Annotated in this window: 11 protein-coding genes; all 11 read right to left on the bottom strand. The window is 75.3% G+C overall.

Annotation, left to right across the window (positions count from 1 at the left end; translation table 11 throughout):
- Positions 1-118: 118 nt before the first annotated feature.
- Positions 119-1063: a sortase gene (locus AB0Q96_RS31585; RefSeq protein ID WP_365331464.1), complete on the bottom strand. Its 945-nt coding sequence runs from the start codon at positions 1061-1063 to the stop codon at positions 119-121.
- Positions 1060-2361, bottom strand: coding sequence for an Ig-like domain repeat protein (locus AB0Q96_RS31580; protein WP_365331461.1), 1302 nt, complete (start codon positions 2359-2361; stop codon positions 1060-1062). The genes AB0Q96_RS31585 and AB0Q96_RS31580 overlap by 4 nt, the downstream gene beginning before the upstream one ends.
- A 30-nt stretch (positions 2362-2391) precedes the next feature.
- Positions 2392-3312 (bottom strand): hypothetical protein, encoded by a 921-nt coding sequence (locus AB0Q96_RS31575; RefSeq protein ID WP_365331460.1) that lies wholly within the window; start codon positions 3310-3312, stop codon positions 2392-2394.
- Between the two features lie 69 nt (positions 3313-3381).
- Positions 3382-5166 (bottom strand): DUF916 domain-containing protein, encoded by a 1785-nt coding sequence (locus AB0Q96_RS31570; protein WP_365331458.1) that lies wholly within the window; start codon positions 5164-5166, stop codon positions 3382-3384.
- Between the two features lie 87 nt (positions 5167-5253).
- The gene (locus AB0Q96_RS31565) at positions 5254-6828 is read right to left on the bottom strand and encodes an Ig-like domain-containing protein (protein WP_365331456.1); all 1575 of its coding nucleotides are present in this window, start codon (positions 6826-6828) and stop codon (positions 5254-5256) included.
- A 74-nt stretch (positions 6829-6902) separates the two neighbouring features.
- On the bottom strand, positions 6903-7901 hold the full coding sequence (locus tag AB0Q96_RS31560; protein ID WP_365331454.1) for a substrate-binding domain-containing protein: 999 nt from the start codon (positions 7899-7901) through the stop codon (positions 6903-6905).
- A gap of 109 nt (positions 7902-8010) precedes the next feature.
- Positions 8011-10566, bottom strand: a complete 2556-nt coding sequence (locus AB0Q96_RS31555; RefSeq protein ID WP_365331452.1) for a hypothetical protein — start codon at positions 10564-10566, stop codon at positions 8011-8013.
- On the bottom strand, positions 10563-12320 hold the full coding sequence (pstS, locus tag AB0Q96_RS31550; RefSeq protein WP_365331450.1) for a phosphate ABC transporter substrate-binding protein PstS: 1758 nt from the start codon (positions 12318-12320) through the stop codon (positions 10563-10565). The genes AB0Q96_RS31555 and pstS overlap by 4 nt, the downstream gene beginning before the upstream one ends.
- Before the next feature lie 183 nt (positions 12321-12503).
- Positions 12504-13751: a phosphate ABC transporter permease PstA gene (gene pstA, locus AB0Q96_RS31545; protein ID WP_365331448.1), complete on the bottom strand. Its 1248-nt coding sequence runs from the start codon at positions 13749-13751 to the stop codon at positions 12504-12506.
- Between the two features lie 2 nt (positions 13752-13753).
- Positions 13754-14770: a phosphate ABC transporter permease subunit PstC gene (gene pstC, locus AB0Q96_RS31540; RefSeq protein WP_365331446.1), complete on the bottom strand. Its 1017-nt coding sequence runs from the start codon at positions 14768-14770 to the stop codon at positions 13754-13756.
- On the bottom strand, positions 14770-15192 hold the full coding sequence (locus tag AB0Q96_RS31535) for a hypothetical protein (protein ID WP_365331444.1): 423 nt from the start codon (positions 15190-15192) through the stop codon (positions 14770-14772). Before AB0Q96_RS31535 ends, pstC begins: the two co-directional genes overlap by 1 nt.
- Positions 15193-15512: the final 320 nt, after the last annotated feature.

The following is a 15512-nucleotide window of genomic DNA, read 5'->3' as shown; positions in this document are numbered from 1 at the left end:
CGGCACCGGCGGGAGCGGGAGCGTGATCTCGGTCGGGAGGGTCTGTTCGGTCACGGCACGTCCTTCACTCGGGTCACTCGGGTCACTCGGGTCGCTCGGATCGCTCGGATCGCTCGGGTCACAGCAGGTCGGGCAGGAGGAGCAGGAGTTGGTCGGCGGTGGCCAGGCCCAGGGCGCCGAGCAGGGGGACGCCGACCACCCAGGTCTGCGGGCGGCCCCAGCGGGCGTGGGTCCAGGCGAGGGCCGCCGCCGCGAGGAGCAGGGCCTGCCCCCACAGGACCAGCGGCAGCCAGGCCGACTGCTGGGTGGCCATCGGCTTCTCGTCGTCGGGCAGTGCGCCCGGCGGGACGGCGGTCGGTGGGGTGGGCTGGGCGTCCGAGACCAGCTCCGCGTCCACCCGCAGCACGCCGCCGGGCATGAACGGCGTGCCGTCGGCCGTGATGAGGGTGAGCCGGCCCCGGCCGGCCGCCGGGGCGGGCGGCTGGGGGTCGCCGGCCCGGCGCGGACCGATCACCCGGTACCGGTGGCTGCCCTGGCCGGTGGTGACGGTGAACGTGTCGCCCGTGCTCAGTTCGCCCAGGCGCCGGAAGGGGCCGCCGTACGCGGCCTGCCGGCCCATGACGACGCTGGTTCCCGACTGCCCGGGCAGCGGGGTGTCCCGGCGGTGGCCGGGGCCCCGGGTCAGGCCCTCGGCGGTGGTGCCCTCGCGGACCACCTCGCGCAGCCGCAGCGCGGGGATCTCCAGGAGGGCCACGGGCTCGCCGGTGTCGGGCGCCCGGCCGCCGACCGCCGACTTCCCCACCGGGGCGACGCCGTTGGCGAGGGCGGAGCGGAAGGCGGCGTAGTCGACCTGCCGGTCGCGGGCGTGCCGCAGGTCGCTGACCGGGCCCGCGTCGACGACCACCCCGAGCAGCAGGGCGGCGAGGATGCTCAGCGCGGCCCCGGCGACGCGCAGCCGGGGGCCGGCCTGCGGGGGTGCCGGGCGGGCCGCCCCGCCGCCGGGGGCCGCCCAGGGGTCGGCCGCCGGGGACGGGGTGGCGAGGGGTTCTGTGGCTGCGGTCATCCGATCCTCACCGCGGCGGAGGTGGCGGAGCCCTTGGCGTATCCGGGGCGCTGCGCGGTGACGGTCACGGTGAGCCGGTGGCCTCGGTCGGCGCGGGTCGCGGTGTACGTGGCGCGGGTGGCGCCCCCGATGACGCGGCCGTCGCGCTTCCAGACGTAGGTGTACGTGGTGGCGGCGGGGGTCCAGCTCCCGGTCCTGGCGGTCTGCCGGTAGCCGGCGCGGTGGGTGCCGGCGACGCCGGGCTTCGTGCCGTTGCGCAGGGCGGGGCCGAGGGCGACGACCGGGGCGGCGCTGGTGGCGAGGGTGCTGCCGGTGGTGTTGGTGGCCTTGGCCCGGCAGGCGATCCGGTGCGGGTGGTCGGCGGCGACGAGGGTGCGGGTGCGTCCGGTGGCGCCCGCGAGGGGCGTGCCGTCGCGGAGCCAGGCGTAGCCGACGGAGGCGGCGCCGCCGAAGGTCACGGCGCAGGTGACGGTGGAGCCGACCCGTACGGTGCCGGTGACCTTGGCGGGGGTGAGCAGCGCCGGGGGCTTGATCCTGACGGTGAGCGCCAGCGGTCCGGTGAGCGAGGGCGCGTGGAGCGCCGGGTCGGCCGGTGTGAACTCGGCCTTCAGGGCGTGGGTCCCGACGGTGAGGGCGCCGGTGGTGAGCGTGGCCGTGCCGGCGGCGACGGGCACCGGGACGCCGAGCGGGGTGGCGCCGTCGAGGAAGCGGACGGTGCCGGTCGCGGTGGCGGGGGCGACGGTCGCGGTCAGCCGGACGGGCGTGCCCTGGACGACCGCTCCGGCGGGGCTCGCCGCGAGCGTGGTGGTGGTCGCGGTGACGGGCGCGGTGTTCCGGTAGGCCGTGTTCGTGGTGAACCAGACCGGGGCGGCGAAGTCGCCGTAGGTCGCGGAGCCGAAGGCGGCCCGGCAGGTGAGGGTGAAGTCGTAGCGGCCCTGGAGGGTGCTGAAGCCTGCGGTGTTCGCGTAGTCCCGCATGGTCTGGGTCAGCGGCACCACGATCCCGCCGTTCGGCGCCGTCGCGTACGCCGCGATCGGCGAGTTGCCGACGACGATCTGGCCGTCGGCCGGGAAGCCGGAGCCCTTGACCGCCACGATGAGGTGGGAGGCGGGTTCGGGGCAGGGGGTGCCGGTGGTGAGGGTGATCCCGGTGGTGTCCGTGCCGGTGGCGGGGTTCACCTCCATCGCGCCGGGGGCGTCGGCCCGGGCGCCGCCGATGCCGAGGGTGAGGGCGCCGGCCGCGAGGACGGAGACGAGGGCGGCCGTCAGGGGGCGGCGTACCGCCTGGGGGATGCGCATGGTGTCGTCCTTACTTCCGCGGTGCGCGGCTCAGGCCTGGGGCAGGTCGGTGGTGGGGAAGTCCTCGCGGTGGCGGGCCCGCCGTACCAGGAGGACTCCGGCGAGGACGAGCGCGGCGGACAGGGTGCCGAGGGCTCCGGCCTGCGCGCCGGTGTGCGCGAGGGTGCCGCGGCCGCCGGAACTGCCGCCGGTCGAGCCGCCGTTGACCTGGGTGGACACGTCCTGGGAGCCGCCGGTCGTCGTGCCGCCGGCGGTCGAGGAGGTTGCCGTCGGGGAGGCGGTGTCGGTCGGGGAGGCCGTGTCGGTCGGCGTCGGGCCGTCCGTGGGGGTCGCGGTGTCGGTCGGTGAGGCGGTGTCGGTGGGCGAGGCGGTGTCCGTGGGCGTCGGCGTCGGCGTGGGGGTGCCGGAGGGGGTGGCCGTGGTGGACGGCGGGCTGGTCGGCAGGGCCGGATCGGTGTTCCGGTAGGCCGTGTTCGTGGTGAACCAGATCGGGGCGGCGAAGTCGTGGAGGCTGGTGCCGTCGAACGCCTTGCGGCAGGTGAGCGTGAAGTCGTAGCGGCCCTGGAGCTTGCTGAAGCCGGCGGTGTTCGCGTAGTCCCGCATGGTCTGGGTCAGCGGCACCACGATCCCGCCGTTCGGCGCCGTCGCGTACGCCGCGATCGGCGAGTTGCCGACCACGTTCTGGCCGTCGGCCGGGAAGCCGGAGCCCTTGACCGCCACGATGAGGTGGGAGGCGTCGGCCGGGCAGGCCGCGGCGGTGGTGAGGGTGATCCCGCTGCCGTCCGTGCCGGTCGCGGGAGCCACCGTCATCACGCCGGGGGCGTCGGCGGCGTGGGCGGACTGCGCCTGGGCGAGCAGCCCGGCGGTGACGAGCAGTCCGGCCGCGCCGCAGGCGGCGACGAGGGTGCCGACGCGGGCGGACCCACGCGGTGTCTGGTGGGTGATGGACACGGTTCTCTCCCTGGGGGATGGACGGAAGGCGGTCGGGGTAGCGGGGGTGGACCGGTGGTGCGGGTCGGGTCAGGTCGGGGTGGGCCCGTCGCCCGGCCCGGGGGTGCCGCGGCCCCGGCGCCACAGGGCCGCGCCCGCCAGGAGGGCGAGCAGGGCGACGGTGAAGCCGCCCGCCGACCAGGCGGTGAGCGCCCCGCCGGAGGTGTGGGCGGCGGCGGGCACGGGTGCGGCCGGGGCCGCGGTGGGTGCCGGGACGGCGGCGGCCGGGGGCGGGACCGGGGCCACGGCGGGTCCGGTGGGCGTCCGGATCACGCTGCCGTCCTGGTAGGCGCTCTTCGAGGTGAACCGGAGCGTGCCGGTGAACTCCCGCAGCGCGGTGGGCCGGAAGGCCCCTTCGAGGCAGCTGAGGGTGAAGGTGTAGCCGCCGCGCAAGGTGGTGAACCCGGCGGTGGCCGCGTAGTCCCGGAGCGTGGCGAAGAGCGGGACGGAGAGGCCGCCGCCCGGCACGCGCGCGTAGGTGCCGAGCGGGGCGTTGCCGACGACGATCTGCCCGCCGCGCGGGAAGCCCGCTCCGAAGACGCGGGCGATGACGTGGGAGGTCCGGGCGGGACACGGCGCGTCGGCGACGAGGGTGAGCGGCTGCGTGTCGTCGCCGCGCGGCGGGAGCACCGCGAGCCCGCCGGTGTCGGCGGCGCGGGCCGGGGCGGCGGTGCCGCCGACGGCGGTCGCGGCGGCCAGCAGGATCCCGGCCGACGCGGCGAGCGCCCGCCGGGGGCGCGGGGGCGTGCGCGCCGGGTCGGTCCCGGCGGCGCGGAGCCGGCGGCGCCTGCGCCGTACGGTGAGGAGCGCGGCGGCGCCGGAGGCGAGCAGGAGCAGCAGGGCCAGCGCCGCCCAGGGCACAGCGGTGAAGCCGGCGGTGCGGGTGACCCGGGGCAGGATCCGGTGCTTGATGTCGCCGCGTACGGGGGCGGGGTCGACCGTGACGGTCGTCGTGTCGGAGAAGGCGGGCAGCACGCCGGTGGCCGAGGCGGTGACGCGCACGCTGTCGCCGGGCAGCAGTTCGGGGATGTCGCGGACCCGTGTCACCTCGGCGGACCCGCCCAGCGGGTCGCGGACCTCGACGGTCTGACGGGCCGCGAGCCGTACGTTGCCGGTGTTGCGGACGGTGTACGTGAGGGTCGCCTCGCCCTGGCCGAAGGGGTTCGCGGTGCCCTGGTAGGTGGTGTGCAGGTCCTCGACGGCGAGCCGGGGCGCGAGTTCGCCGGCCACCCGGACGTAGATCCGGGCGCCGACGCGCTGGTCGACCGTCACCTTGCTGCCCTTGCGGTCGGTCCGGACGCCCGACAGGGAGGCGACGACGCCGCCGGTGTGGTCGCCGGGGGTGGCCCCCGGGGGCACGGTCAGGGTGAAGGGCACGACGGTGTGGGAGCGGGCGGGCACGGTGACCTCGCCCGCGCGCAGCCCGACCCACGCGCCGACGCCGGTGGGCCGCCGGTTCGCCGCGTACAGGTCGAAGCCGCCGTCGGCGGTCGTGAAGGCGTCCTGGGCGTAGACGCGGAGGGTGAGGGGCGCGGTGCCGTAGTTGAAGACGGCGAGGTGGTCCTTGACGACGGCGCCGGGGGTGGCTCCGTACGAGAAGTGGGGCCGCGCGTCGGGCTTCTTCGCCGAGGACGGCTGGACGCCGAAGGTCGTGCGCCCGGTGCGTCCCGTTCCCCCGTCGCCGGGCAGGGCGGGGGACGCGGGCGCCTGTGCCGGTGCCATGGCGGGTGCGGCCGCGGCGGGTGCGGCCGGCAGGGCGGCGAGGAGGCAGGCGGCCAGGGCGGCGGCGGGGCGGCGGGCCGGGATCGTGGTCATGTCGGGTCGTCCGTTCGGGCGCGGGCGGGACCGGTGCGCGGGGGCCGGGGGCCGGGACGGGCGGCGTGCCCGTCCCGGCCGGCGGCGTCAGATGGCCGTCAGGGTGAGGGTCGCGGTGTAGGTGCCGGCCACGGTCGAGGTCGGCGCGTTGAGGGCGAGGTCGGCGCCGAGGTGGGCGGTGCCGAGCCCGGTGCCGGTGGCGAGGGAGCGGGAGGACTTGAGTCCGGCGGTGCCCGGGTCGGCGGGGGCGAGGCCGCCGGCCGCGGCGACCGGCGTGCCGGGCGTCACGGTCTGCGCGGCGCCCTTGTCGACGACCTTGGGCGTCCAGCCGAGGTTCTGGCCGTTGATGCGGTGGGTGCCGCCGTCGGCGAAGTCGGTGACCTGGCCGCTGACGGACCAGCCGGGGTTGCCGGCCCGGGTGTCGGTGAGCGTCACCGGGTTGATGGCGCCGGTGGTGGCGAGGAGGTCGCCGCCGGAGGTGAGCGCCGGGGACGGCAGGGTGACGTTCGGGTGGTCGACGCTGATGACCAGCGCGCCCGACTGGACGGTGGTGGTGATGTTCTGCGAGGCGGTGACGCCCTTGAAGGAGCCGATCAGGTACGGCACGGCGCCGGAGGTGGAGGCGGTGTACGCGCCGCTGTCGGCCGGGACGAACACGGCCGTGAAGGAGTGGTCGCCGGGGGGCAGGGCGCTGGTGCCGAACGCGGCCTGACCGCCGGTCACCGGGACGGTGGCGAGCGTGGTGGTGGTGCCGCCGGCGGTGTCCTGGAACTTCACGGAGCCGGCCGCCGAGGCGGGCGACACCGTGGCGGTGAGGGCGACCGGACTGTACTGGTCGGCCGTGCCGGACGGGGAGACGGCGAGCGCCGTGGTGGTGGCGGTCGCCGGGGCGGCGTCGACGGTGTAGGTGACGCCGGCGGAGGCGGACGGGTTGTGGGCGGTGCTCGCCGGGGTGAACGCGGCGGTCAGGGTGTGGCCGCCGCGGGTCAGGGCGCTCGTGGTGAGCGTGGCACGGCCGCCCGCCACCGGCACGGGCGCGCCGAGCGCGGTGCCGTTGTCGCGGAACTGGACGGTGCCGGTGGCCCCGGCGGGGCCGACGTTCGCGGTGAGGGTCACCGGGGTGGCCTCGACGACGGGGCCGGCCGGGGAGACCGCGAGGGAGGTGGTGGTGTCGGTCCGCACCGCCGGGTCGGTGTTCTGGTAGGCCGTGTTCGAGGTGAACCAGACGGCGCCGGGGAAGTCGCCGAGGCTGGTGCCGTTGAACGCCGTGCGGCAGGTGACGAGGAAGGTGTACTTGCCCGTCAGATTGGTGAAGCCGGCCGTGTTGGCGTAGTCGCGCATGGTCTGGGACAGCGGGATGACGAGGCCGCCGTCGGCGGTGGTGCCGTAGGTGGCGATCGGCGAGTTGCCGACGACGTTCTGGCCGCTCGCCGGGAAGCCCGCGCCGGTCACCGCGACGATGACGTGGGTCGCGCCGGGCGGGCAGGCGCCCGAGGTGGTCAGGGTCATGCTGGAGGTGTCGGCGCCGGTGGCCGGGGTGACGGCGGCGGTGCCGATCTCGGCGGCCTGCGCCGAGGGGGCGAGGGCGAGGCCGCCCGCGAGTACCGCCACGAGGCTCGCGAGGCCCCCTGCCAGGGTCCGCGAGAACGTTCTGTTCCGCACAGTCGTGCGCTCCTTCTCGGAAGTTCCGGGTGTGCCGGGTGTGCCGGGTGTGCCGGGTGTGCCGGGCGGACGGGTCAGGGGGTCTGCTTGGAGGTGTCGCCGCAGTTCGGGTTGGCCGCGAAGCCGTACGTGTTGATCACGCCCTGCTGCTGGCAGACGAGCGAGCCGGAGCCGACGAAGACGGTGCTCCAGGGCGGGGTGGTGAGCTTGCTGGTGGGGATCACGTTGTAGACGTCGCGCTTCACGCCGAAGCCGCTGTTGAGGACGGTCGGGGCGAGGCCGTCGACGCTGCCGAGGATGGCCCGGCCGCGCAGGTCGGCGATGGTCTGCGAGCTCTGCGCGTTGTACTGGGCGATGGAGAACGGCACGATCGACTTGTCGTCGAGGACACGGCCGTCGTGCTCCTGGACGGGCGCCCCGCCCTTGGCGTCCTTGATGCAGGGGTAGACGCCGGCGACGACGTCCGCGTCGGTGATGCCCATCTGGGACTCCCAGAAGCTGCGGGTCCCGGAACCGGCCTGCGGCAGGTAGACGGTGATCCCGAAGTTGGGCCCGTTGCCCACGTAGGCGGGGTCGCAGTGGTAGATGGCCTTCAGGTCGGTCAGGGTCAGCTTGCGCGGCACGGTGCTGGTGGGCGTGATCGCGTAGCTGACGGCGTCCACGGCGAACGGCACGTAGGTGAGGCCGGGGCTGGCGGCGCCGAGGTTGAGGCTGGAGGAGCGGGCGAAGTCGAGGCAGCCGTTGTTCGCCTGGAGGGAGTTGAGCAGGGCGGTGCGGCCGGCTCCGGAACCGTTCGGGCGGTTCATGGTGCAGCCGGGGGTGACGGCCGGGTCCTTGGTGGTGACCTGGGGCGAGCCGGTGGCGTCGTAGGAGCCGATGACCTTGGTGCCGTTGATGGTGATGGCGTTGGCCAGGCCGTTCATCACGTCCTGGGTGGTGTCGGAGCCCACGCCGGAGAGCTGGCGGAAGGGCGGCGGGCCGGAGGGGTCGGCGACGGCCTGCTGGGCGGTGACGACGCCGGTGAGCAGACCGGCGATTCCGACGGCGGCGAGCGCGGTCAGGGACTTGTTCACGTGCGGTACCTCTCGGGTTAGGCTTCCGCCGGGCGGTGGTGCCCGGCGCGGTGACTCGGACAGTTCGTTGGCGCGGACCTGTCGATGGATCACGGATGCGCTGCGGGCATCACCTCCCTTGTCCTTCGCGGGACCCGGCCGCTCCGCGCCGGTCCGCCAGGGCGGCGGCGAGGCGGGGGACGACCCTCGGCAGGAGCGGCCCGCAGACGGCCGCGGCGAGCCCGGTCACCAGGGCGATCAGGAGCGCGAAGCGCACGGCGCCGATCGCCTGCTCCGGGGTGAGCGCGAGCGCTCCGCCGGACGCGGCGGCGGGGGCCGGTGCCACGGACGCCGGCCGGGTGGTGGGCGGGGCGGCCGAGGCGGAGTGCGCCCCGGGGCCCGCACCGTGCGCCTGGCCGCCGCCACCGGAGGAACCCGTGCCCGGCCCCGTACCGCCGCCGGTCGAGGAACCACCCGAGGAGCCGCCCGAGGAGCCGCCCGAGGTCCGGCCCGGTGCCGGGACCTCGGACCGGGCGGCGACGGCGGTGGCCGCCGTGCGGGTCTCGGCGCGCAGGGTGCCGGGCAGCGGGGCGTACCCCTCGGGCAGGGTGCCGGCCGAGACGCCGGGCCGCTGCCCGTCGCCCGCCGCGTACCGGAGCAGGGCCGCGTAGTCCCGGCCCTCCCTCGGGGTGAGCCGTTCGGGAACGGTCGCGGCGTAGGTCAGGAGCGTGAGCGGGTACGCGTCGCGGTTGCGGGCGGTCGGGTCGGGCAGCCGCAGACCGCTCGCCGGGTCGCGGCGCATGGCGGCCTGTCCGGCGAGCAGCCCCTTGGCGGTCGGGGCGACGAAGACGCCGGCGGCGTTGCGCAGGCGCGCCGTGACGAGGCCGTAGCGGGCCGCGGTGGCGGTGTCGGCGAGGGCGAGGACGGCCCGACGTCCGGCGGGCTGCGGCGGGTTGCGCTTGTAGCCGGGCGGGGTGGCGGTGCCGTCCCAGGTGGCCCGGGCGAGCGTGTCGCCGCGGGCGGCGGCACGGGCCGCCGTGCGCATGTCGACGGTGTACGGGTGCTTGTCCTGGATGCACAGCGGCTGGTCGGGGTGGTCGTCGAACGCCTGGCAGAACGGGTCGCTCTTGGGGTACGCGTTCCGCGGCAGCTTCAGCTTCCGGTAGTGCGGGTTGACCTTCATGCCCGCGTTGCCGGGCTCGCCGTACCGCCCCTGGTCGTCCGGGGTGCCGTCGAGGAACTCGCGGGCCGCCGGGTCCTTGTCGAGCCAGTTCCACAGCTCCCAGGCCGCGTCGGACAGCGCCTCCGGTACGACGACGTCGCCGAGGGCGCCGCCGAAGTCCAGGTTCCGGTAGGCGGGGTTGAGGCGCAGGAACTCCGGGTCGCGGCCGAGGTTGACGGGGTTGCCGGCGGTGCTGGGGGCGAAGCGGGAGTTGCCGTCCGGGTAGGACTCGGTGAGCAGCTTGGCGACCAGCCGCGGGGTCAGGTCCAGCGAGGTGAGGCGGGTTCCGTCGCGCTTCTTGACCTGGTCGGGGGCGCCGAAGCCGGCCTGGCTCTCGACGAAGAAGCCGATGGTGAGTCCGGACAGGGCGACGGGCGCGTAGACGGGGGTGTGGACGGGCTGGGCGCCGGCCCGCAGCTGGCTCGGGGTGGCGGGGCGGCCGAGGAAGAGGAGGCCCGGGCTGCCGGAGACCAGTTTGGCGCGGGCGGTGTCGTCGGTGACCTGGGCGTAGCCGTAGACGGTGCGGCCGCCGGACCGGCACATCGCGGGCTGCCAGCGGGAGACGGCCTCGGCGACGGGCTCGTGGCCGAGGGTGCCGCGTTCGGCGGCGCCGATCGGGCAGAAACTGTCGGTCGGTTCGAAGCGCAGCGGGACGACGAGCCGGTGGCGCCAGTTGCTCGCGCTGAGCGGCGAGGACTGGAGCATGCCGCTGGGCTGCGCGGTGTACGCGGTGCCGTCGACCTCGGTCCGGCCGCGGGGCACCACGACCAGCCAGCAGGACCGGCCGGCGGTGGCTCCGGAGGCCCCGCGGGGGACCTCGCCGCAGCCGAGGCCGGGTGCCTCGACGCCCGTCTGGGTCTCGAACCAGACCTCGCCGGTGCCGTCGGGGCCGCTGCGGGCGTAGGGGACCTCGTTGCTGGTGGTCCCGTCGTAGAAGTCGTTCCAGTTCCCCTTGGTGCTGATGTCGCCGGTCACCGAGCGGAAGCGGACGTACGAGATGCCGGTGCCGGTCGCGGGCGGCAGGGTCTGCGCCGGGTCCTTGAGGCCGCCGTAGGTCAGCTGCCGGGTGTTGGTGTACGCCCCGGCGGCCTGGCTGCCGGCGCCCGCGCCGAGCGCGGAGGAGCCGCCGAACTGGCACTGGTCGGGGTCGGGGCCGCGTGCGGCGTCACCCCAGCACTGCATGAGCTGGAGGTAGTCGGCGGCGTAGGTGGTGTCCGAGACGGTGGGCGAGGCGCCCTTCCAGCTGACCTTGACGACCTGGTCGACCAGGTTGCGGGTCTGGCCGACCGTCACCTTCAGCGCGGCGTAGGGGCCGGTGCCGGAGACGGTCACCGCGGAGCGGGTCTCGGCGGCCTCGGCGGGCGGCGGCGCCGAGAACAGCACGGCGGTGCCGGCCGCCGTGAGCAGCACGAGCGCGAAGGTGGCGGCGGAGGTGGCCGCGAAGCGGCGCAGGGCGGCGATCACGAGCGGCCCCGCTTCAGGCGGCGGCTGAGCAGCGGGGGGCCGACGGTGACCGCGAGGAGGAGCAGCGCGGACATGCCCATCAGGGCGGTGCGCAGTCCGCTGCCGATGCTCTGGGCGCTGGTGACGGGGACCGCGAAGGCGTCGGCGCCGCCGTCGCCGGCCGCCCGGCCGCCCGTCGTGACGGCCTGTCCGGTGTCCGGGTCGACCGCGCCGCCGCCGGTCGCGGCGGCACCTCCCGAGCCCCCGCCGCCCGTGGCGGCCGAGCCGCCCGACGTACCGGAGGAGCCGGCGCCCGCCCCCGCCGTCCCGCCGGAGGCCGAGCCGGACCCCGATCCCGAACCGGAGCCGGAGCCGGAGCCCGATCCCGAACCGGAGCCGGAGCCGTTGGCTCCGCCGGAGGTCGAGCCGCCGCCGACGTGGGTCGGGGTCTTGGCGCCGCCGGTACCGGTCGCGCACTGGGCGGTGCCCCGCTTGTCGCAGGCGGGCGGGTACGGGGCCTGCTTCACCAGGGTGTTGGTGCCGTCGGCGGAGAAGGTGGGGTTGTGGCAGTCCTTGAGGCTGATCCGCTCGACGTCGACGCCGGGGATCCGGCGCACCTGATCGAGGCCCGCCTGTACGAGGTTGACGGGCAGCGGCGAGTAGCCGAGGTTGTCGACGCTCTGCTGTCCCTGGCAGAGGAAGTAGTAGGCGAACGCGCCGAGCGTCTTGCCCTTCTGGGCGTTGAAGTTCGACTCCAGCCGGGTCGGGATGATCATGTAGCTGTAGCTGGAGAGCGGATAGGCGCGCGGATCGCGGTCGTCGTAGACGTCGTCGAGGATCTGCGTCAGATAGCCGGCCGAGTTCGGGTTCTTGTCGATCCGCGCCTTCGTCAGGGCCACGGCGACGTTCTTCGCGGTCGGCTCGGTGTAGTACCCGGCCTTGTTGAGCACCTTGGCCACCGGGAACCCCGTCGTGTACACGGCGAACGAGTACTCGACGTAGGTGATGGTGCCGATGTGGCTCTCCTCGGCGACGTAGCCGGAGACGCCGTTGGAACCGGACTGTCCGACGAAGCCGCTGCCCGCCACCAGCGGGTAGTTGGAGGTCGCGCCACAGGGCGTACCGCGCCCGGCCCGCCCGCAGTACGCGTCCCACAGGCCGGGGTACTGCCGGCTCATCCAGGTGGTGAACTGCGCGGTGGTGCCGGAGCCGTCGGAGCGCACCACCGGGACGACCGGGCGGGCCGGCAGGGCGGCGGCGAGCGCGGGATTGTCGGCCTTGACGGCGGGGTCGTTCCAGGTCTTGATCTGCCCGGTGAACATCTTGGCGACGACCTCGCCCGACAGGCGCAGGTTGGTGACCCGCCTGCCGCCGATGACGAGGTTGTACATGAACGAGGTGCCGCCGGCCACGATCGGCATGTACGCGTACTTCCGCGAGGGCGGCGAGTCGACGACGCCCGAGTCCTTGATGCCGTACGGGATCTCGGAGACGGCGTAGTCCACGGTGCCGTTGCGGAACTGGTTGCGGCCGTCGGAGGACCCGTTGCCGGTGTAGTTCACGGTCATGCCGTACTGCTTGACGTTGGCCCGCCACTGGTCGAGGGCGTTCTGGCTCCAGGTGGATCCGGCACCCGAGACCGGCACGTAGGTGGCGGCGACGGCGGGTCCGGCGCCGGGCAGCGCGGCGCCGAACAGCAGGGCGGTGAGGAGGACGAGGGCGGTCACCGCTCTCGTACGGAGGCGTGCGGGAGCGGCCGGAGGCGATCCGGGCATGACGGGGGACTCCTGGTCGGGTGTGGGAGCGGCGGGGGTGCGCGCGTCGGGTGGAGGGGCCGGGGCGAAGGGGCCGGATCAGAGGGGCCGGATCGGAGGGGCCGGGTCGGAGGGGCCGGGTCGAAGGGGCCGGGTCGGCCGGGAGGTAAGGGGGGCGCGAGGGGCGGGGGCCCGGAGCCGTGGTCAGTGCGGGGGTGGTGGTGTCCCGGTGTCGCCGTCCCGCCGGGGGCGCGGGCGGGCGCGGGCCGCCATGCGGGCGGCGTCGCGCCGCGAGGCGACCACGCGCCGGTGCCGCTGGCCGCGGGTGAGTTCGCCGGGGGCGCGTCCGCCGATCACCCGGGCCACCACGAACAGCAGCAGCACCAGGGCCATCAGGAGGGCGGCCGAGCCGAAGCCGCGGGCGATCAGGCTGGGCTGGGGCGAGCTCACCAGCTGGAAGGTGGCCAGTGGCAGTGAGACCTGCGGGCCGCTGAGCGCGTTCGCGTTCAGCTCGGCGGTGGCCCCGGAGGTGAGCAGCACGGGCGAGGTCTCGCCGATACCGCGCGCGGTGCCCAGGATCACGGCCGTGGTGAGGCCGGAGCGCGAGGTGGGCAGCACCACCGTCCAGACGGTGCGCCACTGGCTCGCGCCCAGGGCGTAGGAGGCCTCCCGCAGCGAGCCGGGCACCAGCCGGATGACCACGTCCGCGGCGCGGATGACGATGGGCAGCATCATCACGCCGAGCGCGAGCGACGCGGCGGCGCCGGACTTCTCCAGGCCGAGGATGAGGATCACGGTCGCGTAGACGAAGAGTCCGGCGACGATCGAGGGCAGGGCCGTCATCGCCTCGACCACGGTCCGTACGAAGCGGGCGTAGCGGCCGGGGACCTCGTTGAGGAACACGGCGCAGGCCAGCCCCAGCGGCACGGTGATGCCGAGCGCGAGGGCGATCTGCTCCAGGGTGCCGACGACGGCGTGCAGCACGCCGCCCTCGGAGAGCGGCTGGAGCGGGCCGGTGCCGCTCATGTCCTCGGTGAGGAAGTTGAGGTGGACGAGGGCGGACCTGCCGCGCCACAGGGTGTAGCCGACGACGAGGAGCAGGGCGCTCAGGAGCAGCGCGGCGAGGCTCTGCCAGAGCACGGCGGCGACCTTGTCGCGGACGGCCGGACCGGTCTCGTCGAGGGAGACGAGGACGGCGTACAGGGCGACGAAGAGCAGGTACGCGACGACGACGAAGCCGAGGGCGGTGTCGAACGGGGCGACCCAGGCGAACAGCAGCGTGGTCAGGGCGAGCGCGCCCACGGCGGCGCCGGCGACCGCCAGCAGGTCCGAGGCGCGGACGGCGGAGGTGGAGCGGCGGACCTCGGGCACGTGGCCTTCGGGGCCTTCGGGGACGGGGCGCACGGTCGCCGGGGCGGCGGGGCGCTCGGAGTGGAGGAGGTCGGACGTCATGTTCAGGCCTCCGTTCCCGCGCCCGAACGGCTGCGGGCGGCGATCGAGGACGCGAGGAAGTTCACGACGAGGGTCATCAGGAAGAGCGCGAGCCCGGCGGCCATCAGGGCCGACATCCCGAAGGCGCTGGCGGAGCCGTAGCGCAGGGCGATGAGCGCGGAGACGGAGTTGGCGCCGTTCTGCAGGAGGTGCGGCTGCACGGCGAAGACCGGCGAGATGATCATGTAGACGGCGATCGTCTCGCCGAGGGCCCGGCCGAGACCCAGCATGGTGCCGCCGATCACGCCGCCCCAGCCGTACGGCAGGACGACGGAGCGGATCATGCCCCACCGGGTTCCGCCGAGCGCCAGTGCGCCCTCCCGCTCGCCCGCCGGGGCCTGGGAGAAGGTCTCCCGCATCACCGAGCAGGCGATGGGGGTGACCATCAGGGCCACGACGATGCCGGCGACGAAGGTGGAGGAGGTGTAGACGGTGGTGGTCTGCAGCGGGTCCGCCGGATCGGCCCCGTCGACCCGGAAGAGCGGGATCCAGGAGAAGTAGGTGGCGAGCCAGCGGGAGAGGCCGACGATCTTCTCCTGGAGGAAGAAGGCGCCCCAGAGCCCGAACACCACGCTCGGCACGGCGGCCATCAGGTCCACCAGGCTGACCAGGGTCCGCTTCAGCCGTCGCGGCGCGTACTCGGAGATGTACAGGGCGGTGCCCAGGGCCAGCGGTACGGCGAGGCCGACGGCGACCAGGCCGATCAGCACCGTGCCGGTGAGCACGGCGGCGATGCCGAAGTGGTGGGAGTCCGGCTCCCACACGGAGGTGGTGAGGAAGGAGCCCTTGGCGACGCCCAGCGCCTGGGCGGCGCGGTAGGCGAGGAACACGCCGACGAGGAGCATGACCGCCAGGACGAGGGCTCCGCTGCCGCGGGCCACCCCGCGGAAGACCCGGTCGGCCGGCGCGGCCGTGCCGCGCGGCACCCGCTTGCCGTCGGGGACGGCCTCGGGCACGGTCTCGGGGACGGCGGCGGTCATCACACCGCCGCCCGGGTGCCGGGGTCGCCGCCGGGCCGCACCCGCTGCCGGGCCGGGGCCTGCTCGGCGAGCTCGGCCACGGGGACCACCTGGAGGAACTGCCCCAGGTTGAACTGACAGTCCCGCTGGCGCTGGTAGGTCCGCCCGGCGACCGCGACCGGCCGCCCCTCGATCTCCAGCCGCCAGGCCCAGCCGCCCCCGCCCGCCGCGTCCGCGACGGTCAGCAGCGTCCGGGCGTCCCCCACCCGCTCCCGCAGCCGCACCACCGCGGCCCGGCACTCCCCGGGATCCCCGAACACCTGGGCGCTGCGGCCCAGCTCGCGGTGGTTGGCCCCGACGAGCCGCCACCCGAACCGCGGCACCTCCCCCACGGGTCTCTGGCGCGCCCCGAGCATCACGTACAGGAACCGAGCCGGAACCATGGAAACCACCCCCCTTCCTCTCTCCGAAAGCGCACTGAGAGTCGCGGACTTGTGTGCGACTTGTGTGCACGGACGCGTGAAGGCCGAACGGAGGGCAAATGAACGGGAGACGCCGGTGATCTTGGGGGGCGCACAGGGGCGCACAGGGGCGGACGGGAGCGGGCAGGGGCGCACCGCAGGTACGTCGGAAGTTCGTCGCCGGCACGGCGGAGGCGCGTCGCGGGTACCTCGCGCGCGCACCTCTCGGGTACGCGAAAAGCCGCGTGGCGGTGGTCCGGGCACGTACCGCGCGCCCCCCCCCCCGCGCAGGTAATGGTGTG

This window comes from Streptomyces sp. NPDC093111 (genome assembly GCF_040683955.1).
Classification (GTDB): Bacteria; Actinomycetota; Actinomycetes; order Streptomycetales; family Streptomycetaceae; genus Streptomyces.
This window is presented reverse-complemented; position numbering and strand designations above follow the sequence as displayed.